We start from the raw sequence: 23186 nt of genomic DNA, 5'->3' as shown, positions 1-23186 counted from the left end.
TGCCGTTGCGACATAAAGTATAAAATCATGCCAATTAAGCTTGAAGCGTTGCGCATTTTTATTTTATCGTCGACATGCTAAAACAGCACCGCATTGGAGCCGCATTCAATGCGGTGCTATTTTTATAGTTCAACATCGCTCAATATAAAGTGAGCAATTGAATCGTTCGGTCTCGTTTCTACGTCGTATCAAAAAAAGCAGGAAAATTTTATGTCTAAAACGCCCTATATCCCTTCTTCCGATCTTAAAACCATTCTGCATTCCAAACGCGCTAACTTGTATTATTTAGAACATTGCCGGGTTTTACTCAATGGCGGGCGCGTGGAATATGTGACTGACCAAGGCAATGAATCTTTGTATTGGAATATTCCTATTGCGAATACGACTTGTCTATTGTTGGGCAGTGGAACTTCCATTACACAAGCGGCGATGCGTGAGCTTGCCAAAGCCGGGGTGATGGTGGGGTTTTGTAGCGGCGGCGGAACACCGCTGTTTAACGGCACGGAAGCGGAAATCGGTTGTGATTTTTTCAGCCCGCAAAGCGAATATCGCCCGGTGGAATATCTACAGCAGTGGTGTGCTTTTTGGTTTGACGATATGAAACGTTTAGACGCAGCGAAATCACTGCAACAAATCAGATTGCAAATTTTGCAACAAAGCTGGGAAAAATTGGATTGGGATATTGATGCGAAAGCGCTTGATTCCGTCATTCAGAAATTTCGGACTGAATTTCAACACGCGCCGAATAGTCAGGCGTTGCTTGCCGCAGAAGGACGCTTTACCAAAGAAGTGTATAAATTAGCCAATTATTTTACCCTTCGCGATCCGGACTTTGTGCGTAGCGAACGGGGCAATAGCATTGATTTAACCAATCAATTACTGGATCACGGCAATTATTTGGCGTATGGGCTTGGCGCAACAGCCTGTTGGGTACTCGGCTTGCCACACGGATTGGCGGTGTTGCATGGGAAAACACGCCGTGGTGGTTTGGTATTTGATGCGGCGGATATGATTAAAGATGCGATGATTTTGCCGCAAGCTTTTATTTCTTCCCAAAATGGCGATACGGAAAAAGAATTTCGCCAAACCTGTATTGAAAACTTTGCCCGTTTTGAGGCTTTGGATTTGATTATTGATGGCTTGAAACAATTAGCCGTGCAAGGAGCTGCGCAATGAACATTTTGCTGGTTAGTCAATGTCAGAAAAATGCGTTAACGGAAACCCGTCGCATTTTAGATCAATTTGCCGAACGTTGCGGTGATCGTGTGTGGCAAACGCCTATTACCCAAGCCGGGCTGGATACTCTCCATAAAATGCTACGACAAACCGCACGCAAAAATACGGCGGTGGCTTGTTATTGGACGCATGGCAAAAATTTAACGGAGTTGCTTTGGGTTGTGGGCGACAAATCACAATTTAATACGCAAGGGCGTGTGCCGACGAATCGCACCAAACGCAATATTTTACGTACCGAAGACGAAGGAGGTTGGCTATCGGCGTATTCAATCCAAATTGTGACCGCACTTGCGGCGCTGTTGCATGATTTAGGTAAAGCGAGCAAAGCCTTTCAGTTGAAATTGAAGCCTAACGCGCCTTTTCATGCGGATGCTTTTCGTCATGAATGGATTTCCGCCCGCCTCTTTGAAGCCATGATTGCCGGGTGCCAAACCGATCAGGAGTGGTTGGAACGTTTGGCAAACTGGGCGGAATATCAAGAAAATTGGCTGGAAGCGCTCAATATTGATGAACCTAAAATCGTGAATAATGCGGATTTTAGTCATTTACCGCCTTTAGCAAGAACCTTGATTTGGTTAATCACATCGCACCATCGTTTGCCATTTTTCAGTGAAGTAAATAGGGAATTAAACGTAAGAAGCCAAAAGAGAGTTTATTTGGATGACGCTAGGTGGGAAACGTTTTATCAGCTTCAATTCTATCCCGCTGATCAGTGGGTAAAAAACGAGAAAAGCACTTACCCCAATAAAAAGCAATTCTGGCAATTTGATTTTTTGGCGATGGACAGTCGATCTTGGCAAAAAACAATGAGCCGTTGGGCGAGAAAAGCGTTAAATCACCCTTCGTTACTTACCATGGATTTTTCTGATCCGTTTTTTCTATTAGTGACACGTTTATGTTTGATGGTGGGCGATCATCATTATTCGTCCTTGCCGGCAGAGCGTACATTGGGCGATAAAGATTTTCGACATAAATTAATTGCCAATACGGATAAAAATCATCAACCGAAACAGGCATTAGATGAACATCTGCTGGGCGTTTGCAAAACGGCGGTTTATTTTTCCCGCTTATTGCCAAAATTGAAAACGGAATTGCCCACCGTGAAACAGCACAAACCTTTTGCTAAACGCACGTCAATTCCGCGATTTCAGTGGCAGAATAACGCCTTTGATTTGGCTAGATCCATTCGTGCCGAGACGGAAAAGTGCGGTTTATTTGCCGTGAATTTGGCGAGCACCGGTTGCGGCAAAACCTTGGGTAATGCGCGCATTATGTATGCGTTGGCTGATCCGCAAAAAGGTGCCCGTTTCAGCACCGCATTGGGACTCCGTGTATTGACCCTGCAAACCGGTAAGGCGCTACAAACAAAATTGGCGTTGAGCGATGATTCACTGGCGGTTTTAGTGGGCGGAAGCGCGGTTAAAAAATTGTATGAATTGCAACAGACAAACGAAAATGACGGCAGCGAATCTGCTCGACTTGAATTTGAAGAAAATGAAGTTTACGGTGCCGATTTTATTGAATCTGCGCTTAGGGATGAAAAGTTTGCCGCCATTTTGCAGGATGCTAAAGCACGGAAGTTACTTTATGCACCGATTGTAACTTGTACGGTGGATCATTTGGTTGGTGCGAGTGAAACGGCTCGGGGCGGTAAATATATTGTGCCGATGTTGCGCTTACTGACTTCAGATTTAATTTTGGATGAACCGGATGATTTTAACCAAGAAGATTTACCGGCGCTGTCCCGTTTAGTGCATCTTGCCGGCTTGTTTGGTTCGCGCGTTTTGCTTTCTTCCGCAACGCTTACGCCGGATTTCATTGCCGGTTTATTCCGTGCGTATCAAGCCGGTCGGGAGATTTATAACCGCCAACAAGGAATTAATCAAAGCGCAGTGTGTTGCGCTTGGTTCGATGAATTTAAGCAGAAATCGGCAACTTGCGCGACGCTTAAAGAATTTGAGACGGTGCACCAAAAATTTGTACAACAGCGTGCGGAAAAACTACGCGATGCCCCGGTGCGTCGAAAAGCACAAATTATGTCGCTGCCGCCATTAAAGAAAATTGAAAACCAATTATTTGATGCTGCAACCTTAGCTGAATATCTTGTGCAACAAGCTATTGCTTTTCATCAGGTTCACAGTGAATATGACTCGGTGACACAAAAACAAATCAGTTTCGGCTTAATTCGTTTTGCCAATATTAAACCGATGATTCCTCTTGCCAAGCAGCTTTTCCAACTGGAGATGAAGTCACAGTGGCAGGACTATCAAATTCATTTATGTTGTTATCATTCCAAGCAATTATTGATTTTGCGCTCGAAGTTAGAAGAAAAATTGGATCGCATTTTAAATCGTACGGACAGTAAAAACGCTTTTGGTCAGTCAGAAGTGATGGCAGCATTGACTCAGTCTCAAGCTAAAAATCAGCTGTTTATTGTGTTAGGTAGCCCGGTGACTGAAGTCGGTCGGGACCACGATTATGATTGGGCGATTGTCGATCCTTCTTCCATGCGTTCTATTATCCAGCTTGCCGGACGCGTTTGGCGGCACCGTCCCGATAAAATTGCAGAACAACCGAATATTGCGTTATTGCCGAGCAATTGGCGTGGGTTAGCCGGACAACCCGGGGTGATTTTTAATAAACCCGGATTTGAAGATGCGCAGCATCCGTTAGAAACGCACCGCACTGAAGAATTGATTCCTCCCGCTCAACTTGAACGGATTGACTCCATTCCCCGAATTATAAAACGCGAAGATTTTCGACCGCACTTTTGTTTGGCTGATTTGGAGCATCAAGCTACGGCGGATTTACTGAATAATCCAAACATAAATTGTGTAAATGCCTATTGGCAAAATGACTTGAGTAACCGTTTTACCGCGAATTTACCTCTGATGACCCGTTTCCGGAAATCACGTGCACAGCGCAATATTGTCTGTTTATTAGATGAAGACGGCGCACCGTATTTTCGTGTACAGGAACGCGCTTGGGAAACGCCGGACAATCCGCAGGACGCTTTGCCGGAATTTCGTTATCAAGCGTTAAAAGCAAGTAATGGCTTTGTCAAAATCTGGTTAGATATGCCGTTGCAACTTGCATTAAGTGAGTTGGCTGAAGATTTGGATGAGGAAAGTTTGCTTTCTACCACGTTAAAATACGCTACGGTCACTTTAGACGAAAGCGCGGGACAATGGTGTTTTAACGAAACCTTGGGATTCTGGCGGGAGGATTAAAGTAAGTTTATAGCCTGTTTAAAACGAATTTAAACAGGCTATATTTTTAGAAATGTGGCACAGTGGCCTTTTGGCTTAGACCGTAGGCACTAAAAGATCCTTCGACAGATTTTGCTTTATAGACGGATTTTATGGCTAAAATAAATTGCTGTTTTGTGCTGCTGCTTTTCAAATGCGCATGTGGGTAGACACGTTGAGTCGCTTGTTTTTGCAGCATATTTTGTCGCACTTCTTCGCTCCATTTACCTTGTGCGGTTAAACGTTTTTCCGCCCGTCGAATGGCGCTTTGCCCTTTCATCTGAACCCGTTGATAAATACGATAGCTTCTGACTTTCTCCGGAATCGGCATAACTTCGCTGAGCAACGCGTAATCGCGCAGCTCTTGCGATTTAATGTAAACAGAATCGCAATCATTTTCCGAACCGAATAAGCGAATAATGCCCCCAAGGGTTTTGTCATTGCCATAAGCGGGAAACGCCAGCCCGATTCTGCCTTCAAAGTACGGTAGAATTTGGTGAAGTTTTTGCAAACAGAAGCTGATGACTTCCGTTTGCAACATATCCACCTGCGGAATCGCTTTGATTTCAATGTAGTGGGTTTGTGTCATGGTTATTCCTTACCGCTTGCACCAAATACACCGCCACGGATTAAGACACTTATCACATAATGCTGCTGATCAACCTCGGGAACGTTATTGCTTAAGACCCAGTTGTCGAATAAGGTGTAAAAATCTAATTTTTCTTTTGGTTGGCGAAACGCCGTGCCTAAATTGGTGACCGCGCCATAAGGTTCCACCGGAATAGGGAATTCGGCATCGGATTTGTACCATGTATCAATAGTGCGGATAGCATTGCCCACTTTTTGCGAGTGCATGGCCGCTTTTTCATTTTCAACTTTGTAGAGCGTTTTACTTTTGCGACTGTTGGAGTCAAGAATAAGCTCTTGTGAGGGATAAACTTCTTGTCCATAACCCATTTTGGCATAGGCCGTGACATTTAAAATTACAAATTGTTTGCCGCTTAATCCTGACTCGATGAAGTCAGCAAGGGCTTTGACTTCGACGGATTCATCATCAAAGTGATTTAATGAAAGGGCCTTAGCATTATCGAAAGTGAGCGTTTTGTCATTAAATTCTACCTTAATTTTAATGCTTTCCGCATTCATTCGATTGCGCCACAACCAACGGGCATTGGCAATATTGGCGGCATAGCGTTTGGCTAATTCGGAGAAACCTTTGTTTTGTACATAATCTTCTACGGTTTTGATGACTTTATCTTGATAATTTAGATTGTTACATACACAAGGTTTACCATTAAACGGTAACACTTTACAGGTAAAACGAGCAACTAAAGTATCATTTTGGTCATTTAATGTAGCAACATCGATAGTTTGTGGATTGGCATCTTCAATATTTACATCTAGCTTAGTAGGATCATTTCCTTTAATTTTTGATAATCGATGAGACATTGTGCCGCGAACAGATTTTTCACGAATTTTAACGGCTTCTTCAACCGGATTTTTATCTTGGCTGTTACATTGCGTAAAAAATGCATCGGAAATATCTAAATTGCGTTCAAATGCGAGTACGCTTGGGGTTGTGTTTGATTTGCTCATTATTGGTCTCCTTGTGAAATGAGGTATAAGCCGTTTTTAGGTTCGGTATAGCGCCAAAAACAGCGGGATAAATCTTGCGGTAAATTAAGTGGGAAAACCCATTTGCCTAAGCTATATAAGGTTTCCACATATTGGCTCGGGTAATCCTGTGTGCGGCAATGTTGTAGCTGTCCTGCATCAAACATCGGGGAAATCGCTTGATAGCCCACCGGAATAGGCACAAGCCATCCTCTACCTTGCTTAACACTATAACTTTGCCATTCATTCGCTTTGGCATTAGGGTGGTTGGGAATATGGTGTAACGCCGCCGTTTCGATTAAGGCGTCCAATGCGGTGCTGTCGGGCTTCTTCTCTAAAATGACAAAATCTCCTTGTTTCAAGCCTTGTTGTAATTCTTTTGTGATTTCAATCAGTTCAGTTTGCGCATCCATCAACACAAATCCAGGAAGTAATTGGCTTTTGACTATCCATTCTTCCTCAATATGACGTAACTGAACGTCTTCAATACTGAAAACGGAACCGCCGGCAATTCGTTGTTGCATAAGCTGTGTTTTGCACTTCGATAGGAAATCTTTGGCTTCATCACAATCGGCGTCATTTTTGATATGACGAGAAAGTGCTCTGTCGGGAATTTGTACTTCAACGACCAAGGAAACCTCTAAATGCACTTTTCCTTCTTCAATAATCGGTGCTGTTTCGCCATTTTTCTTTAAGGGATTGCGTGTTTGGACAAAAGTGCGGTCGGAAAATGGCGTGGATTGATAAGCCTGTAGTTCATAATTGTGGCAGGCAATCATGACGCCATTTAATGTTGCTTGGCCATTCAGTTTACGGCTCAAAGCATGTATTGCACCGACAAAGCCGCTAATAGCCGGAAAACCGTAACTTAAAGGACCGGAAATCGCATTGGCTGCTTGAATTTTAATGTGTTTGAAAACCAGATAAAAATCAGCGTTCATATTGGATCCTTATTTATTTAAGCGGGCTTGTGTGGCAATGGCTTTTTCCATATCTCTGCGCCATTGGTTGTATTCCGGTTTGGCAAAATCTTCTTGGATTGACTTAAATTCTCGTTTAAGACATTCATTCACCCACGAAGCAAATTGATGAATAATTTCAGCGCTCCAATTATCTTGTTCAGCCTGTTGTCGGAAGATCTCTTCACCATCAAGTTCAGCACGGTTTGGATCTAACCAGTACTTTTGATATTCGTTAAGCAAATAGTCTTTACTCCAGCCCGCCGGATGCGTTTTTTGAATACGCTCAGCCTGCATTAAAACCGTTTGTGCAATTAACTCCAGTGCAAACTTGCGCTTGTCCCTCTCTGGATAAATATTTTTTTCTGCTCTGACCACTTCATACAACATATTTAATCCATCGCTACAAACATAAGCTAAACGACGATTAAAGATTGTCTTTTGTTTTTCGGTTAAGCGTATCTGTTCTCGTGATTTAAAAATTGGGGGAAGGGAAGGAAGCAAATAATTTCGCCCGCCTTGGTTACTGGTCAGTTGACTCACGTTTTGCGGTTTCGTGCCGCCAAGAACGGTGACGCCAATACCTTGCAGCGTTGTGTAGGAAAACTGCTCCGTATCTTTTTTATAGCGGTTGGATAATGCCTGCTTGTTCGTGTCAGAGTAACGTAATTGATTGATTTTATAATAAAAATGGTTTGTTAAGGAGGATGGATATAACGGTACTAAACAAGTGTAATTATCTTCTTGAGGATCGGGGTGATTTACCCATAAAATTTGTTTATTACGTTCATCGCTGCTCGGTTTTGTTAAATCACCTTTTAAGGCATTTTGAAAGCAGACTTTATATTGATTTGATAATTCCGGATCATCTGAAAAACAACCTTCGAGACGAGGATCATCGGTGAGTAGCAATTCTTTCAGTGTAACCCCTTTTTCTGCATCAACAATAATATTAAAGAAACCCGCTAAGGGCAGTGCCGCCGCGTTTCCATTTGCATCAAGTTCTAATTTAGGGATTAATTGCGAACCGACAAGTTCAGGAGAAAGCGTCGGAGCAGATTGAAAATTTACGTTGTCTCCTTTTGAGGAGGAATGAATGCCGCGAGAAATGTGCGTTCCAAAATAAAGCTGTTTTGCTAAAACAAGCGCTGCATTTGGTACCCAAACATCAAAACGATATTTTTCGTCGTACTCGGCAATCTTTTTTAGTAGCGCCTCTTTTTCTGAAAGGCTCGCATTCTCTAATTTTTTTCTGTCGGCTCCGGATTTTTTTAGGTTTTGTTCGACAAGAGATTGTTGGATGGCTTTTACTACTGTTGCTTTAGTTGTCATAGCTTTTATCCATAGGAGTTTAAAATTGGAAATAATTTTATACCTGATGTAATAATAAACAACTAAATAATTTTAGATTTGTGAGAAAGATCACGAAATCATTTTTATTTGTTATTAATAACTCTACCTATTCGGTAGTGAAGATTCCAAGTAAACACCTATTTTCTAAGCTACTTATTCAGTAGGCTTGTGATTATAGCAATAAACCTGTTTTTCAGATATTAAACATATGCTTTTTATTGCTTTATGTAAGCAATACAGTTGGTTTTGAGATGTTTTTATTTGTTTATCCCGTAGTAACGCGAGTTCAATGCGGTGCTAATTCGGTATTCCATTTCCGAGCTATTTATTCGGTAGTTAAGACGCGGATTATGAATAACGAGTATGTGCGGTTTTTCTAAGCTGCCTATTCGGCAGTGAAGAAAGCATTTAATGTCGTGCGATCTTTACTGTTTTTCTAAGCTGCCTATTCGGCAGTGAAGATTTATGCAGTCTATCGGGGCGAAGAAAATTTTTTCTAAGCTGCCTATTCGGCAGTGAAGTTTCGCCAAGAATTTCAATTTCGGTTACTTTATTTCTAAGCTGCCTATTCGGCAGTGAAGCGTGTCTGCCTTTTCATAATCCAAAACCCACTTTTCTAAGCTGCCTATTCGGCAGTGAAGTTGAAAAGCATAGTGTCACCGCTCAAGTATTATTTCTAAGCTGCCTATTCGGCAGTGAAGAGACCTACTACAGTATTACTCAGGATGGCGAATTTCTAAGCTGCCTATTCGGCAGTGAAGGCGTTTAAAGTGCGGTCAATTCTACACGGGTATTTCTAAGCTGCCTATTCGGCAGTGAAGTATCAACAATTTTTGCTACTTTACCATCTCGATTTCTAAGCTGCCTATTCGGCAGTGAAGCGAGAGTCGGAAAAAGGTGTAACACAGGGAGATTTCTAAGCTGCCTATTCGGCAGTGAAGGCTCAAGCCTTCGGTTGGGGCGAGAGCTTGGGTTTCTAAGCTGCCTATTCGGCAGTGAAGGTATTTATATTTCTGGGTTAGATTCCTTAGATTTTCTAAGCTGCCTATTCGGCAGTGAAGAAATCCCGCAAACCGGAAGCCGAACCGTTCGATTTCTAAGCTGCCTATTCGGCAGTGAAGCGAAGTTCCCTTTCCGTTTAGTTTTCCCAAATTTTCTAAGCTGCCTATTCGGCAGTGAAGCTCAACCTCAATAAAAATCGTTTCCGGGTTTTTTTCTAAGCTGCCTATTCGGCAGTGAAGACTGAATATTCCGACTTCGACGATTTCGAGCTTTTCTAAGCTGCCTATTCGGCAGTGAAGACATCCGAACAGGTGTTGGAAAAGGCTTATCATTTCTAAGCTGCCTATTCGGCAGTGAAGTCATGAAGTGTCATTTTGTCTCCTGCCGCTTTTTTCTAAGCTGCCTATTCGGCAGTGAAGAGAATAGTTTTTTTGGAATTCTGATTTGGATTTTTCTAAGCTGCCTATTCGGCAGTGAAGACGTAATTTTACGCAATGCACAACCGGCAATCTTTCTAAGCTGCCTATTCGGCAGTGAAGAACGATATGTCATCCGTTTTCCGCGCGATCGTTTTCTAAGCTGCCTATTCGGCAGTGAAGCGGAACCACTTATGGGGAGCACATAATAGATTTTTCTAAGCTGCCTATTCGGCAGTGAAGCGCACCCAGAAGGCGGCTTGATAAATCTTTAATTTCTAAGCTGCCTATTCGGCAGTGAAGTAATCGTGCTCTCATTTACAGCTGATGTTGCTGTTTCTAAGCTGCCTATTCGGCAGTGAAGATCATGACACCCCAATTTATGAAAACAACAACTTTCTAAGCTGCCTATTCGGCAGTGAAGTTTGAATGTGCCTTATGGCTCCGGCGGTGATGTTTTCTAAGCTGCCTATTCGGCAGTGAAGACACACTGCAACAAGAAATAATTGCGGAGGCTTTTCTAAGCTGCCTATTCGGCAGTGAAGACTTTTCGCGTCCGCACGCCAAGTTGACTGCATTTCTAAGCTGCCTATTCGGCAGTGAAGGCCTGAATTTGGCTGATTATTCCAGGATGTTTGTTTCTAAGCTGCCTATTCGGCAGTGAAGTAGGCATTTTAATTGAAAATGCGGGGTATACCAAGCTATAGGGTTATTTAGGAAAGAAAATCCCTTTTTTATCGTTATCTTTTAATCTATTGTTTTTAAAGGATAAATTTGGGGTGTGAAAATAAAGGGTAAAATTGGATGGAATTAAAAAGGAAGTCGAAGGACTTCCTTTTTATCGTGATAAGAAATTACTTCTGGCGCATTGCCGGGAATAAAATCACATCGCGGATAGACGGTGCATTAGCGTAGAGCATTGCTAAACGGTCGATACCCAAGCCTTCGCCGGCTGTTGGTGGTAAGCCGTGTTCCAATGCAACCACGAAGTCTTCGTCTTTAAACATCGCTTCATCGTCACCTGCTTCTTTCGCGGCAACCTGCGCATCGAAACGCTCATTTTGGTCTTCTGCGTCGTTTAATTCAGAGAAACCGTTACCGATTTCACGTCCGCCGATGAAGAGTTCAAAACGGTCGGTGACTTCCGGGTTTTCATCGTTACGACGGGCAAGCGGTGAAATTTCCGCAGGATGCGCCATTAAGAACGTCGGTTGGATTAAATGATGCTCTGCCACTTCTTCAAAAATCGCATTCACAATGCTGCCTAAGCCCCAAGATTTTTGTACTTCAATACCTAAGCGAGCCGTAACTGCTTTCGCGCGATCAATATCGTATAAATCTTCTTTCACAATGCCTTTGTCTGCACCGTATTTGATGGTGGCATCATGTAAGGTGATTCGTTCGAACGGTTTACCGAAATCGAATTCGTATTCGCCGTATTTCACGATAGTCGTCCCTAAAATATCGATAGCAAGTTTGCGTAATAATTCTTCGGTGTTATCCATTAAATCGTGGTAATCCGCATAGGCTTGGTAGTATTCCAACATGGTGAATTCAGGGTTGTGACGAACGGAAACGCCTTCATTACGGAAGTTACGGTTTAATTCAAACACGCGCTCAAAACCGCCGACCACTAAACGTTTTAAATAAAGTTCCGGTGCGATGCGCAAATACATGTCCACGTCCAACGCGTTATGGTGTGTCACGAACGGACGCGCCGCCGCGCCGCCCGGAATCACTTGTAACATTGGGGTTTCCACTTCCATAAAGCCTTTAGAAAGGAAATATTCACGAATACCGGCAACTACTTTAGAGCGAATCACAAAAGTACGGCGGGATTCTTCGTTAGAAATTAAATCCAAATAACGTTGGCGATAGCGCACTTCTTGGTCGGTCAAACCGTGGAATTTATCCGGCAACGGACGAAGGGCTTTGGTTAACAGTTGAACTTCGGTGGCTTTCACGGTGAGTTCGTTGGTTTTGGTTTTGAATAACGTGCCTTTTACGCCTACGATGTCGCCCAAGTCCCAGTGACCAACGTCGTCTTTGTACACGCCTTCAGGCAGGTTATCGCGTGCCACATAAAGCTGGATTTTTCCACTCATATCTTGGATAGTGATAAACGTGGCTTTACCCATTGCGCGGCGGGTCATAATACGACCGGCGACAGCAACTTCAATGTTTTTTTCTTTTAAGGCTTCACTCTCTTCTGCATCGTATTGTGTATGTAAATCTTGTGCTAACGCATCACGACGGAATTTGTTCGGAAATGGGTTACCTTTGGCACGCAATGCGGCTAATTTTTCACGGCGAACGCGCATTTCGCCGTTCAGGTCTAATTCTTTTACTTCTTGTTCTGACATTTTTGTTTACCTTGTTTTTAAAATAAAAAATTCTGGGAAATATGACTGCACTTTAGAGGCCGGCTTTCAAACTTGCTTCAATAAAACGATCTAAATCACCGTCCAACACCGCTTGCGTATTTCGATTTTCCACGCCGGTGCGCAAATCTTTAATGCGGGAATCGTCCAACACATAAGAACGAATTTGGCTGCCCCAGCCAATATCGGATTTACTTTCTTCCATTGCCTGTTTTTCAGCATTTTTCTTCATCATTTCCATTTCAAACAATTTTGCTTTTAACTGTTTCATGGCTTGATCTTTATTTTGATGTTGGGAACGTCCATTTTGACATTGCACCACAATACCGCTCGGCATATGGGTAATGCGCACCGCACTTTCGGTTTTGTTCACATGCTGACCGCCTGCACCGGAGGCGCGATACACATCGATGCGCAAATCGGCAGGGTTGATTTCAATATCGATATCGTCATCAATTTCCGGATAGACAAAGGCTGCGCTGAAAGACGTATGGCGACGGTTGTTGGAATCGAACGGGCTTTTACGCACCAAGCGATGAATGCCGGTTTCCGTGCGTAGCCAACCGTAAGCATATTCGCCGCTCACGCGAATGGTGGCGGATTTTAAGCCTGCCACATCGCCGTCGGAGACTTCCATGAGTTCGGTTTTGAAACCTTTGCTTTCCGCCCAACGTAAATACATACGCAACAGCATTTCCGTCCAGTCTTGTGCTTCAGTACCGCCGGAGCCCGCCTGCAAATCTACATAGCAATCACAAGCATCGTGTTCGCCGCTGAACATACGGCGGAATTCCAGTTTGGCGAGTTGTTGTTCCAGTTCGTCTAATTCTGCGACAGCTTCATTGAAGGTGTCTTCGTCTTCCGCTTCTAAGGCAAGTTCCAACAAGCCGTCTACATCTTCTAAACCTTGCTCAAGATTTTTAATCGTGTTTACGACTTGTTCAAGAGAAACGCGTTCCTTGCCGAGCGCCTGCGCTTTCTCTGCGTTGTTCCACACATCAGGCTGTTCCAATTCGGCGTTGACTTCTTCTAAACGCTCAACTTTCGCATCGAAGTCAAAGATACCCCCGAAGCACGGCAGTGCGGTCGGCTAAATCGGTGATTTTATTTTTGATAGGATTGATTTCAAACATGATAAATACACTCAGTCACAAAGCGTCGGATTATATGTCATTTTACGTATTATTAACAGTGCAATGCTTGCAGAAATTACGAATCTCTTTATAATTTCGCCCGGTTTTATTTAACAAATTTAGGAACAAAAAATGAAGAAAATTTTAACTGCGTTTTTATTTGTCGCCGCCTCCAATGCGGTGCTGGCGGACGATGTCGCGATTAAGAACAAATTGCAAGCCCTTGGCGCGCAAAACATTGAAATCAATGCTTCGCCGATTGCCGGTATTAAAACCGTAATAACCGATGAGGGAATTCTTTATATTACCGAAGACGGAAAATATGCGCTTCAAGGTAAACTTTACGAATTAACCGCTAAAGGGCCACTTGATGTAAATGGTAAGATGTTGATAAATAAGCTGAATTCATTTAAAAATGAGATGATTATTTATCCGGCAAAAAATGAAAAACATGTTGTAACCGTATTTATGGATATCACATGTCATTATTGCCATTTATTACATCAGCAAATTAAAGAATATAACGATCTCGGCATTACCGTGCGTTATTTAGCATTTCCGCGGGCGGGGATGAATGCTGAAAGCGCGAAACAAATGGAAGCGATTTGGACAGCGAAAGATCCGAGTTTTGCCTTGAATGAAGCGGAAAACGGCAATTTGCCGAAGGAAGTGAAAACGCCGAATATCGTGAAAAAACAATATGAACTTGGCATTCAGTTCGGTGTAAAAGGCACGCCAAGTATTGTCACTTCAAGCGGCGAAGTGATTGGTGGTTACTTAAAACCAGCCGATTTATTGGCGGCGTTAGAAGGATAATTTAGGTGGGCAATAGCCCACCGATTTATTTATAGCAATTAAATTCTTACTCTATTATTGTCGTGAACAAACTCATCAAACGTCGCGAAATTCCCGTCGGAGAAGCTGTTTCGGAAGCACCGTTGTTGGATCGTCTTTATCGCGCACGCCACATCAAAAACAGTCAAGAATTAGACCGCACTTTAAAATGTATGCTGAACCCGAATAAACTTCATGGCATCGAACGCGCTGTGGAATTATTGTTGGAAGCATACCGGCAACAGCAAAAAATTATTATTGTCGGCGATTTCGATGCGGACGGCGCCACCAGCACCGCATTGACGGTGCTCGCATTGCGTCAGCTGGGCTTTAATGATGTGGATTATTTACTACCGAATCGCTTCGAACAAGGCTACGGCTTGAGCATTCCGGTGGCGGAAATGGCGCTGGAAAAAGGCGTGCAACTTTTAATGACGGTGGATAATGGCGTATCTTCGTTTGACGGCATTGCGTTTTTAAAAGAAAAGGGCGTGCGCGTTTTGGTTACGGATCACCATTTGCCGCCGGATACGTTGCCACCGGCTGATGCGATTGTTAATCCGAATTTAAACGACTGCGCTTTTCCGTCGAAATCCTTAGCCGGCGTGGGGGTGGCATTTTATTTAATGTTGGCGGTGCGCGCCGAATTTCGCAATTTAGGGATTTTCAGCGCAGAAACACAACCTAATTTCACCGAATTGCTTGATCTCGTCGCGCTTGGCACCGTTGCCGACGTCGTTCCGCTTGATCAAAATAACCGCATTTTAATCCATCAAGGTTTACTGCGTATTCGTGCCAAGCGTTGTCGGCCGGGGATTATTGCCTTGGCGGAAGTGGCGAATCGCAATCCGGAACAATTTTCTACCGCTGATCTCGGATTTTCTATTGCACCTCGTCTTAATGCGGCGGGACGTTTGGATAATATGTCGCTTGGTGTGGAATTATTGCTCGCCAAGGATATGCAAAGCGCGCGCGAATTAGCGCTCGATCTTGATCAGCTCAATCAAACCCGCAAAGAAATCGAAGCAGGAATGAAGTTGGAAGCGCTAAAAATTTGCCGGAATTTTACCGGATTTTCCAATGAATTACCGATGGGCATTGCGCTTTATCAGCCGGATTGGCATCAAGGTGTGCTAGGCATTGTATCGTCGCGTATTAAAGATCAATATCACCGTCCCGTCATTGCGTTTGCACAAGATGGCGAGGGTGTGCTGAAAGGTTCGGCGCGTTCTATCGAAGGCCTACATATGCGTGATGTATTAGAGCGTATTTATTCGCAGCAGCCGAATATGATTTTAAAATTTGGCGGACATGCGATGGCGGCGGGATTGACAATTCGCGAGGAATGTTTCGATGATTTTCGACGAGCGTTTAATCAAGCCGTTACCGATTGGTTGGACGAAGAACATTTACAAGGCGTAATTTGGAGCGATGGCGAATTGCGCGAAGACGAATTTACTCTAGCAACGGCGGAATTGTTAAAAGCCGGTGGGCCTTGGGGACAAGCGTTTCCGGAACCTTGTTTCGACGGGGAATTCAACATTTTAGAGCAGCGTGCTATCGGGCAAAATCAAAATCACTTAAAAATGTTGGTGGAGCCGAAACGCGGCGGGCCACTTTTAGATGCCGTCGTCTTTAATATCGACCCGCGATTATATCCTGATTTATCCATTAAACAGGCGCGTTTAGCCTATAAATTGGATATTAACGAATTTCGCGGCAATCGTAGTGTGCAATTATTAGTGGATTATATCGAACCCATCGATGGCTAAAACAATGACATGGCGGACAGCATTGCCTTGGATTTGCGTCGGCTTACTTTGCGCTTCCAATGCGGTGCTCGCGGAGTCTTCCGGTAGGGATTTTTCCGCCCGTATTCAACCGCATTTACCGGCGCCGAGTCAAACCCGCTTTAAGGACGGGCGCGATTATTTTTCTTATAAAGAACCCGTCAGGCAGCCGCAGCGCGCGGATAATAGAATTCGCGTGCAATTTTTTTTCGATTACGATTGTCGCGTTTGCTCGTCGGCGCAAGATATTCTGGAACTGTACGGACAAATGCGCGCCAACAAAATTGCACTGGAACAATATCCCGTTGCCACGGCAGAAAATCAATTCAGCGCACGTGTTTTTTACACGCTGAAAGCGCTTAATGCGGATGAATTATCCGATGCATTGCTATTTGAAACGGCGGAAAAATCTCGCTATGCGGAGCTTTCCTCGCCGGCTAAAATACTTAAATGGGCGGAGCAACAAGGTTTTGATAAACAGCTTTTTAGCCAAACGGAAAATTCGCCGGAAGTGAAAGAACGGGTTAAGCACGCCGTCGAATTAACGGAAGAGTATGGCGTATTTACCTATCCTTATGTGGTAATCGGTGGGCGATACGTACTGACCGCCAGCACGCTTTATAATGACGATTACAGCGTGGCGGTATTAGACTATTTAATCAATAAATTAGAACAGGAGCATAAAGAATGAAAATTGGCATTGTCGGCGCAATGGCGCAAGAAGTCGAAATTTTAAGTGGTTTAATGACCGACAAAACAGAAACGCGTGTGGCAAGCGCAGTAATTTTAGAAGGTAAAATTAACGGCAAAGCGGTGGCGTTATTGCAATCCGGTATCGGTAAAGTCGCTGCGGCGATAGGCACTGCCGCACTGTTGCAACTGACCAAGCCCGATGCGGTGCTCAATACGGGGTCCGCCGGTGGCGTCGCAAGAGGTTTAAAAGTCGGCGATATTGTGATTTCCGATGAAACCCGTTATCACGATGTGGACGTCACAGCATTCGGTTATGAAAAAGGCCAATTGCCGGCTAATCCGGCGGCGTTTTTATCGGATAAAAAATTGGCCGATTTAGCCGAAAAAGTTGCCCAAGAACAAGGCCAATCGGTCAAACGCGGTTTAATTTGTTCCGGCGACAGCTTTATTAATAGCGAACAAAAAATAGCTCAAATTAAGGCGGATTTCCCGAATGTTACCGCGGTGGAAATGGAAGCAACGGCGATTGCGCAAGTTTGTCATGCCTTTAATGTTCCTTTCGTCGTGGTGCGTGCGATTTCCGATGCGGGTGATGGAGAGGCAAGCCTTTCATTTGAAGAATTTTTACCGCTCGCTGCGAAACAATCCTCGGCTTTAGTGTTGGGCATGTTAGAAAAATTGTAATTCGATAATTTTGAGAAAAGCGCATTGTTTAGGCAATGCGCTTTTTTTCGGCGAAGATGTACTTGCGTCAACTTGTTATTAGACTGCCGAAATAGCACCGCATTGAAACCGCGTTCAATGCGGTGCTATTTTGATACATCAGTTTTGTTCGATAAATGCGGAAATTGTTTTGTATTTGGGTTACAGAATCTTTTTTGGCGTTTATTTTTATAGAACGGAATGGAATATTATAGCGGGATTAATTATTAGAGCGTTATAAAGGTTTTTCCTAAAATAGCCGCCCATATATGACAAAAATAGGAAAATATATGCTTAACTTCATCAAAAAGGTCGGCCTTGCGTTTGTGGTATTGTTTTATGCTGCGCTATCTCAAGCCGAAAACGAAAAAACATTGCGCGTGGGAATCGATTTGACTTATGCGCCTTACGCGTATTTAGAGCAAGGCAAAGCAGCGGGTTTCGATCCTGATTTAATGACTTTACTCGGGCAGAATTTAGGCAAAAAAGTCGAATTTAAGGATACCCGCATTGAAAACATTATTATCGGTTTAAATGCCGGGCATTATGATGTGGTGGCTTCCGCGTTGTATGTGAATCCGCAGCGTGCTAAACAAGTGGATTTTCTCCCGTATTTGCAAACCGGTGGTGTGCTTGTTGTGCGCGGTAACGATTCTTTTGCGCCGCAAAAATTGGAGGATTTATGCGGTAAAAGCATTTCTTCAATGAAAGGTGCGGCGTGGATTCCGACGATGGAGAAAATTTCGCAAGAATATTGTGCACCAAACAATCTTAAGCCACTCGTGGTGAAAGAATATCCGAGTGCGCCGGAGGCTGCTCAAGCGCTGTTATCCGGCGGTGTGGATGTGCAATATGAAGATGCTGCTGTGGCGCAAATGGTGATTGATCAATTAGGTTCGAAATTAAAAATTACCAATAAGGCACAACTTTACCCGGTTTTAATCGGCTTGGCTTTCAATAAAGACGATGCGAAAGGCAAAGCGGAAATTGCACAGGCGATTAAAGATACGCTTGCTGACGGTTCTTATGAACAATTGTTGAAAAAGTACAATCTTGAATTTCCGAATGCGGAATTGTTAAAAGCTAATGGATTGGAAAATGCCATTGAACAAGCTATTGCGGTAAATTCCGAAGGAACTTCATCTATTGCGGAAAAAGGATTTAATTGGGCTTATTTAGGCGGTTTGTTGCTTAATAGCGATTTCTGGAATGCGGTGCTTACCGTTTTAGAATTAAGTACCTTAACGTGGATTTTTGCTATTTTGTGGGGCTTTATCCTTGCGTTAGGTTCACAATCAAACAATAAAATTTTTAATAAATTCACCAAAACCTATATTTGGTTGTTCCGTAGTTTACCGCTATTGGTTTTATTAATTTTCATCTATAACGTGCCGCAATTTTGGCCGGCGAGTTCCGTGTTGTTATCGAATCCGTTTGTGGCTGGCTTAATTGCTATGGTGTTAAGCGAATCGGCGTATATTGCGGAAATTCATCGCAGCGCCTTGTCGGCCGTTCCGAAAGGGCAATATGAAGCGGGAAAAGCGTTAGGTATTCGTTTCTGGGGCATTCAGCGTTTAATCGTGATTCCGCAAGCATTAAAAGTCGCCTTACCGCCGTTAACCAATCAATATATTACGATTGTTAAATTAACTTCGTTGGTTTCGGTGATTTCATTAACTGAAATTTTGCTGGTCGGTCAACAACTTTATACCCGTAATTTCTTGGTGTTGGAAACTTTGTTGGCGGTGGCGTTTTATTATGTAGTTATCGTGACGTTACTGACTTGGTTGTTAAAGAAATTCGAGAATAAACTTGATGTTTCCTTGCGCCAAGCGCATGACGATGTAAATGTTGACGTGAACAAAGCGGAACTTGCGCCTTATTCGGTGGTTAAGACAGAAAAACAAAATGGCGAAGATGCGTTGAAAGTTCAAGGTTTAAGAAAATCATTCAACCATGTGGAAGTATTAAAAGGGATCGATCTTTCATTGAAATGGGGCGAAGTACTGTCGATTATTGGTTCTTCCGGTTCGGGTAAAACAACCTTGATTAGAAGTATCAACGGTCTGGAAACGCTCGATCAAGGCAAGGTTTATCTGGAAGGGGAAGAATTTATTAATGGCAAACACTTCGCTTCAAATGCACAAGATAAAATTGTCGATTTGGGCATGGTGTTCCAAAGCTATAATTTGTTCCCGCATAGAACGGTGTTAGAAAATCTTTTATTAGCGCCGGAATATCATGGTAAAGCGGAACATGAAACGCGTTTATTGGCTTTGGCAATGTTGGATAAAGTCGGGTTATTGGCGCATGCCAATAAATATCCGCATCAATTATCCGGCGGTCAGCAACAACGTGTGGCGATTGCGCGTGCCTTGGTGATGAAACCAAAAATTATGTTGTTTGATGAGCCAACATCCGCACTCGATCCCGAATTGGTCGGTGAAGTGTTGCTGGTTATGGAAGAATTGGCGAAAGAAGGCATGACTATGATTATCGTAACCCATGAAATGCAATTCGCATTAAAAATTTCCGACAAAATTGCCTTTATGGATTCCGGTGAGATTGCTTTCTTACAAACACCGAACGAGCTAAGACAAAATGATGATCCGCGCGTACGTCGTTTTATCAATAATGAAATTTTATTAAATGATTTTAGTATTTAAGGAGTGAGTTATGTCACAAGATTTTCCTGAATTTGTTGAAATTGGCATTTTGCAGCAACGTAAAATCGAAGCGGAAATTATTAAACCAATCTATGAAATTATGAAACGTGAATTTGGCTTGGAAAAAGCTAAATCCATCATTGAAGAAGCAGTCGCCAATGCGGCCGTGGAGGCGGGCAAAGAATATGCCAAACGCGAACCGAAGGGCACCAGCGTAGAAAGTTTTGTGGCGTTGCAATATTTGTGGGAAAAAGATGATGCCTTACGGATTGAAGTGCTGGATAACACTCATGAAAAATACAGTTATAACGTACATCGTTGCCGTTATGCGGAAATGTATAAAGAAATGGGGTTAGAAGAAATCGGCTTTCTTTTATCTTGTAATCGCGACAGTAAATTTATCGAAGGTTATGCGCCGAATGTGAAATTAACCCGGCCGCATACCGTCATGAATGGCGACGGCTTTTGCGATTTTAGATACCAATTGCAATCTGATGAGAGCAACTCATGATAAAAATTAATCGTGCGCGATTATTGGGATTACTGCATGATTTCGCGCAATTCGGCAAAACTGAAAATAACGGTGTGACGCGTCTTGCTTTATCTGATGAGGATAAATTGGCGAGAGACTATTTTATTAAGCTGGCAACGCAGGCGGGTTTTTCCGTTAAAGTTGATGCTATCGGCAATATTTTTGTTCGACGGGAAGGCAAACGAGCTCAATTAGCACCGATTTTGATCGGTTCGCATGGGGATTCTCAACCGTTAGGCGGCCGCTATGATGGAATTTATGGCGTGTTGGCGGGGCTTGAAGTATTACTATCGCTCAATCAGCACCGCATTGAAACCAAACGTCCTGTCGATCTTGTGATGTGGACGAATGAAGAAGGTGCGCGTTTTGCTCCTGCAATGATGGGCGCCGCGGTTTTTACCGGAAAATTGTCTCTTGACGAAGCGTTTAAGAAACAAGATAAACAGGGCATAAGCGTTAAATCGGAATTGGAACGCATCGGTTATTTAGGTAACGATGATTTTTCCGATTATAAACCTCATGCCGCCTTGGAACTTCATATTGAACAAGGGCCGATTCTTGAACGTAATCATACGGATATCGGTATTGTGAGCGGCGCATTAGGGCAAAATTGGTATCGAATTCAATTAGACGGGTTGGCTTCTCACGCCGGAACAACACCGATGAATCTGCGTCGTGATGCAGGCATTGGTATGGCGGAAGCAATGGTGAGATTCAATGAATTGGGGTTGAGGGAAATAGGAAATCAAGGGCGGGTTACAGTTGGCTCAATTCAACTTACACCGAACTCACCGAATGTGATTCCCGGTCGCTCTAATTTTAGTTTAGAAGTACGTCATCCTAGCCGGCATTCTTTAGAGCAAATTGATCGGGAAATTCGCCAAATTTTAGCTGATGTAGCCGACAAGCATCAATTGGCTGTTCAACTTAATCAAGTAGTAAAGCTGGCGCCCTTGACGTTTAATTCCGAGTTGCTTGAAACGCTCCGACAAACGGCAGATGAACTAGGGTATCGTCGGGAAGATATTGTTTCCGGCGCCGGGCATGATTCTTGCCACTTAAACGACAAAATGCCGACGGCGATGCTCTTTATTCCTTGTATCGACGGATTAAGCCATAACGAATCGGAAAATATTAAGGATGAGTGGTGCGAGAAGGGCTGTAATATGCTTTTCCATGCGGTATTAAAATTAGCGCAATAACTGAATTCTCACTATAATACGCAGAATCTTTTTGGTGAGGACAAATGATGGGAATAATTATTACCGTAGATGGCCCGAGCGGAGCCGGAAAAGGCACCTTGTGTTATGCCTTGGCGGAAAAATTAGGCTATGCGTTGCTTGATAGCGGAGCAATTTATCGGGTTACGGCATTAGCGGCGTTAAAAAATGCGGTGGATTTGACTGACGAATTCGCTTTGGCTGAATTGGCACGTAAGTTAGATATTCAATTTATTCCGCAAGAGGGCGAAGTGAATGTTTTGTTAAACGGTGAAAATGTTAGCCGTTTAATTCGCACCCAAGAAGTGGCAGAAGCTGCCTCAAAAGTGGCGATTTTTCCGCAAGTTCGCGCCGTTTTATTGCAAGTTCAACAGGATTTCGCGAAAAATGATGGTTTGATTGCCGACGGACGGGATATGGGAACGGTTGTGTTTCCAAATGCACAAGTAAAATTGTTTTTAGACGCCAGTGCGGAAGAACGTGCAAAAAGACGTTATAACCAGTTGCAAAATAAGGGAATTAATGGTAACTTTGCGCAGATTTTAGCCGAGATAAAAGATCGCGATTTTCGTGACAGAAATCGCCAAGTAGCCCCCCTTAAACCGGCTGAAGATGCGTTGTTGCTGGATAGCACCGCATTGAGCATCGACCAAGTGATTGCGCAAGCGTTAACTTATATTCGACAGCGCATAGACAATTAAAACTTTGTTTGTTCAAGGACGAACGGACGTTTATTATCAACCCCACATTTTATGGATTAAATGTGGATGTTATTAACTTTTAAAGAAGATTATTTATATGTCAGAATCTTTCGCTCAACTTTTTGAAGAATCACTAAAAGGCCTTGAAACCCGTCAAGGTTCAATCGTTAGCGGTACCGTAGTCTCTATCCAAAAGGGTTTCGTGCTTGTTGATGCGGGCTTAAAATCCGAATCTGCAATTCCGGTTGCCGAATTCTTAAACGCACAAGGCGAACTTGAAATTCAAGTCGGTGATACTGTAAACGTAGCATTAGACGCAGTTGAAGATGGTTTCGGTGAAACTAAACTTTCTCGCGAAAAAGCGGTTCGTCACGAATCTTGGATTGAGTTGGAAAAAGCTTACGAAGATAAAGCGACTGTTGTCGGTTTAGTTAACGGCAAAGTAAAAGGCGGTTTCACAGTTGAGCTAAACGGCGTTCGTGCATTCTTGCCGGGTTCTTTAGTTGATACTCGTCCGGCTCGTGATGCGGATCACTTATTAGGTAAAGAATTAGAATTCAAAGTAATTAAATTGGATCAAAAACGTAATAATGTCGTTGTTTCCCGTCGTGCAGTAATTGAATCCGAAAGTAGCCAAGAACGTGAACAAGTGTTAGAAAATCTTGTTGAAGGTTCAGAAGTTAAAGGTATCGTTAAAAACTTAACT

Annotated in this window: 17 protein-coding genes and 1 CRISPR repeat array; of the genes, 11 read left to right on the top strand and 6 right to left on the bottom strand. The window is 43.3% G+C overall.

The features are described from left to right. Positions 1–210 precede the first annotated feature (210 nt). Together cas1f and cas3f are read left to right on the top strand one after the other, a co-directional pair. Positions 211–1176, top strand: a complete 966-nt coding sequence (gene cas1f, locus ACO59Y_RS04580) for a type I-F CRISPR-associated endonuclease Cas1f (RefSeq protein ID WP_486131043.1) — start codon at positions 211–213, stop codon at positions 1174–1176. Beyond that, positions 1173–4466: a type I-F CRISPR-associated helicase Cas3f gene (gene cas3f / locus ACO59Y_RS04575; protein WP_486131041.1), complete on the top strand. Its 3294-nt coding sequence runs from the start codon at positions 1173–1175 to the stop codon at positions 4464–4466. The genes cas1f and cas3f overlap by 4 nt, the downstream gene beginning before the upstream one ends. A 46-nt stretch (positions 4467–4512) precedes the next feature. Here cas3f and cas6f read toward each other — a convergent pair whose 3' ends face one another. The 6 genes from cas6f to prfB form a co-directional block, all read right to left on the bottom strand. Then, on the bottom strand, positions 4513–5073 hold the full coding sequence (gene cas6f, locus ACO59Y_RS04570) for a type I-F CRISPR-associated endoribonuclease Cas6/Csy4 (protein WP_486131039.1): 561 nt from the start codon (positions 5071–5073) through the stop codon (positions 4513–4515). Between the two features lie 2 nt (positions 5074–5075). Next, complete coding sequence (csy3, locus tag ACO59Y_RS04565) at positions 5076–6080, bottom strand: type I-F CRISPR-associated protein Csy3 (RefSeq protein WP_486131037.1); 1005 nt, start codon at positions 6078–6080, stop codon at positions 5076–5078. After that, positions 6080–7039 (bottom strand): type I-F CRISPR-associated protein Csy2, encoded by a 960-nt coding sequence (csy2, locus tag ACO59Y_RS04560; protein ID WP_486131035.1) that lies wholly within the window; start codon positions 7037–7039, stop codon positions 6080–6082. The genes csy3 and csy2 overlap by 1 nt, the downstream gene beginning before the upstream one ends. Positions 7040–7048: 9 nt before the next feature. Then, entirely contained in the window at positions 7049–8389 is a 1341-nt protein-coding gene (gene csy1 / locus ACO59Y_RS04555) for a type I-F CRISPR-associated protein Csy1 (RefSeq protein WP_486131033.1), read from the bottom strand. 394 nt (positions 8390–8783) lie between these two features. After that, positions 8784–10494: a CRISPR direct-repeat array (repeat unit 28 nt; unit sequence TTTCTAAGCTGCCTATTCGGCAGTGAAG). Positions 10495–10682: 188 nt separating this feature from the next. Next, positions 10683–12191 (bottom strand): lysine--tRNA ligase, encoded by a 1509-nt coding sequence (gene lysS / locus ACO59Y_RS04550; RefSeq protein ID WP_486131031.1) that lies wholly within the window; start codon positions 12189–12191, stop codon positions 10683–10685. A 52-nt stretch (positions 12192–12243) separates the two neighbouring features. After that, positions 12244–13342 (bottom strand): peptide chain release factor 2 gene (prfB, locus tag ACO59Y_RS04545; protein WP_486131029.1). Its coding sequence is split into 2 segments (ribosomal slippage): positions 12244–13266 and positions 13268–13342, totalling 1098 coding nucleotides; the frame shifts between segments, so codons are not numbered across the junction. Positions 13343–13474: 132 nt separating this feature from the next. On the opposite strand from prfB, the gene dsbC reads away from it, so the two are divergent. The 9 genes from dsbC to ACO59Y_RS04500 all read left to right on the top strand — a co-directional run. Further along, a complete protein-coding gene (dsbC, locus tag ACO59Y_RS04540) occupies positions 13475–14158 on the top strand; it encodes a bifunctional protein-disulfide isomerase/oxidoreductase DsbC (protein WP_486131027.1) in 684 nt (227 codons plus the stop codon). Between the two features lie 62 nt (positions 14159–14220). Continuing rightward, positions 14221–15948 carry a single-stranded-DNA-specific exonuclease RecJ gene (gene recJ / locus ACO59Y_RS04535; RefSeq protein ID WP_486131025.1) on the top strand — a complete coding sequence of 576 codons (1728 nt, stop codon included), beginning with the start codon at positions 14221–14223 and terminating at the stop codon, positions 15946–15948. Further along, positions 15941–16657, top strand: coding sequence for a thiol:disulfide interchange protein DsbA/DsbL (locus ACO59Y_RS04530; RefSeq protein WP_486131023.1), 717 nt, complete (start codon positions 15941–15943; stop codon positions 16655–16657). The genes recJ and ACO59Y_RS04530 overlap by 8 nt, the downstream gene beginning before the upstream one ends. Continuing rightward, positions 16654–17343 (top strand): 5'-methylthioadenosine/adenosylhomocysteine nucleosidase, encoded by a 690-nt coding sequence (locus ACO59Y_RS04525; RefSeq protein WP_373602814.1) that lies wholly within the window; start codon positions 16654–16656, stop codon positions 17341–17343. The genes ACO59Y_RS04530 and ACO59Y_RS04525 overlap by 4 nt, the downstream gene beginning before the upstream one ends. 308 nt (positions 17344–17651) lie before the next feature. Continuing rightward, the gene (locus ACO59Y_RS04520; protein ID WP_486131021.1) at positions 17652–20027 is read left to right on the top strand and encodes an ABC transporter permease subunit; all 2376 of its coding nucleotides are present in this window, start codon (positions 17652–17654) and stop codon (positions 20025–20027) included. 10 nt (positions 20028–20037) lie between these two features. Continuing rightward, on the top strand, positions 20038–20538 hold the full coding sequence (locus ACO59Y_RS04515; protein WP_486131019.1) for an L-2-amino-thiazoline-4-carboxylic acid hydrolase: 501 nt from the start codon (positions 20038–20040) through the stop codon (positions 20536–20538). Then, positions 20535–21761, top strand: a complete 1227-nt coding sequence (locus ACO59Y_RS04510; RefSeq protein WP_486131017.1) for a M20 family metallo-hydrolase — start codon at positions 20535–20537, stop codon at positions 21759–21761. The genes ACO59Y_RS04515 and ACO59Y_RS04510 overlap by 4 nt, the downstream gene beginning before the upstream one ends. Positions 21762–21808: 47 nt before the next feature. After that, positions 21809–22480 carry a (d)CMP kinase gene (gene cmk / locus ACO59Y_RS04505; RefSeq protein ID WP_373604332.1) on the top strand — a complete coding sequence of 224 codons (672 nt, stop codon included), beginning with the start codon at positions 21809–21811 and terminating at the stop codon, positions 22478–22480. Between the two features lie 97 nt (positions 22481–22577). Continuing rightward, on the top strand, positions 22578–23186 hold a 609-nt coding region (locus ACO59Y_RS04500; protein ID WP_486131015.1), incomplete at its 3' end, for a S1 RNA-binding domain-containing protein.

It is taken from the genome of Rodentibacter sp., assembly GCF_057314195.1.
This window is presented reverse-complemented; position numbering and strand designations above follow the sequence as displayed.

Coding starts and splice junctions, on each gene's coding strand:
- cas1f (WP_486131043.1), top strand. CDS start 211: ATGTCTAAAACGCCCTATATCCCTTCTTCCGATCTTAAAACCATTCTG.
- cas3f (WP_486131041.1), top strand. CDS start 1,173: ATGAACATTTTGCTGGTTAGTCAATGTCAGAAAAATGCGTTAACGGAA.
- cas6f (WP_486131039.1), bottom strand. CDS start 5,073: ATGACACAAACCCACTACATTGAAATCAAAGCGATTCCGCAGGTGGAT.
- csy3 (WP_486131037.1), bottom strand. CDS start 6,080: ATGAGCAAATCAAACACAACCCCAAGCGTACTCGCATTTGAACGCAAT.
- csy2 (WP_486131035.1), bottom strand. CDS start 7,039: ATGAACGCTGATTTTTATCTGGTTTTCAAACACATTAAAATTCAAGCA.
- csy1 (WP_486131033.1), bottom strand. CDS start 8,389: ATGACAACTAAAGCAACAGTAGTAAAAGCCATCCAACAATCTCTTGTC.
- lysS (WP_486131031.1), bottom strand. CDS start 12,191: ATGTCAGAACAAGAAGTAAAAGAATTAGACCTGAACGGCGAAATGCGC.
- dsbC (WP_486131027.1), top strand. CDS start 13,475: ATGAAGAAAATTTTAACTGCGTTTTTATTTGTCGCCGCCTCCAATGCG.
- ACO59Y_RS04530 (WP_486131023.1), top strand. CDS start 15,941: ATGGCTAAAACAATGACATGGCGGACAGCATTGCCTTGGATTTGCGTC.
- ACO59Y_RS04525 (WP_373602814.1), top strand. CDS start 16,654: ATGAAAATTGGCATTGTCGGCGCAATGGCGCAAGAAGTCGAAATTTTA.
- ACO59Y_RS04520 (WP_486131021.1), top strand. CDS start 17,652: ATGCTTAACTTCATCAAAAAGGTCGGCCTTGCGTTTGTGGTATTGTTT.
- ACO59Y_RS04515 (WP_486131019.1), top strand. CDS start 20,038: ATGTCACAAGATTTTCCTGAATTTGTTGAAATTGGCATTTTGCAGCAA.
- ACO59Y_RS04510 (WP_486131017.1), top strand. CDS start 20,535: ATGATAAAAATTAATCGTGCGCGATTATTGGGATTACTGCATGATTTC.
- cmk (WP_373604332.1), top strand. CDS start 21,809: ATGGGAATAATTATTACCGTAGATGGCCCGAGCGGAGCCGGAAAAGGC.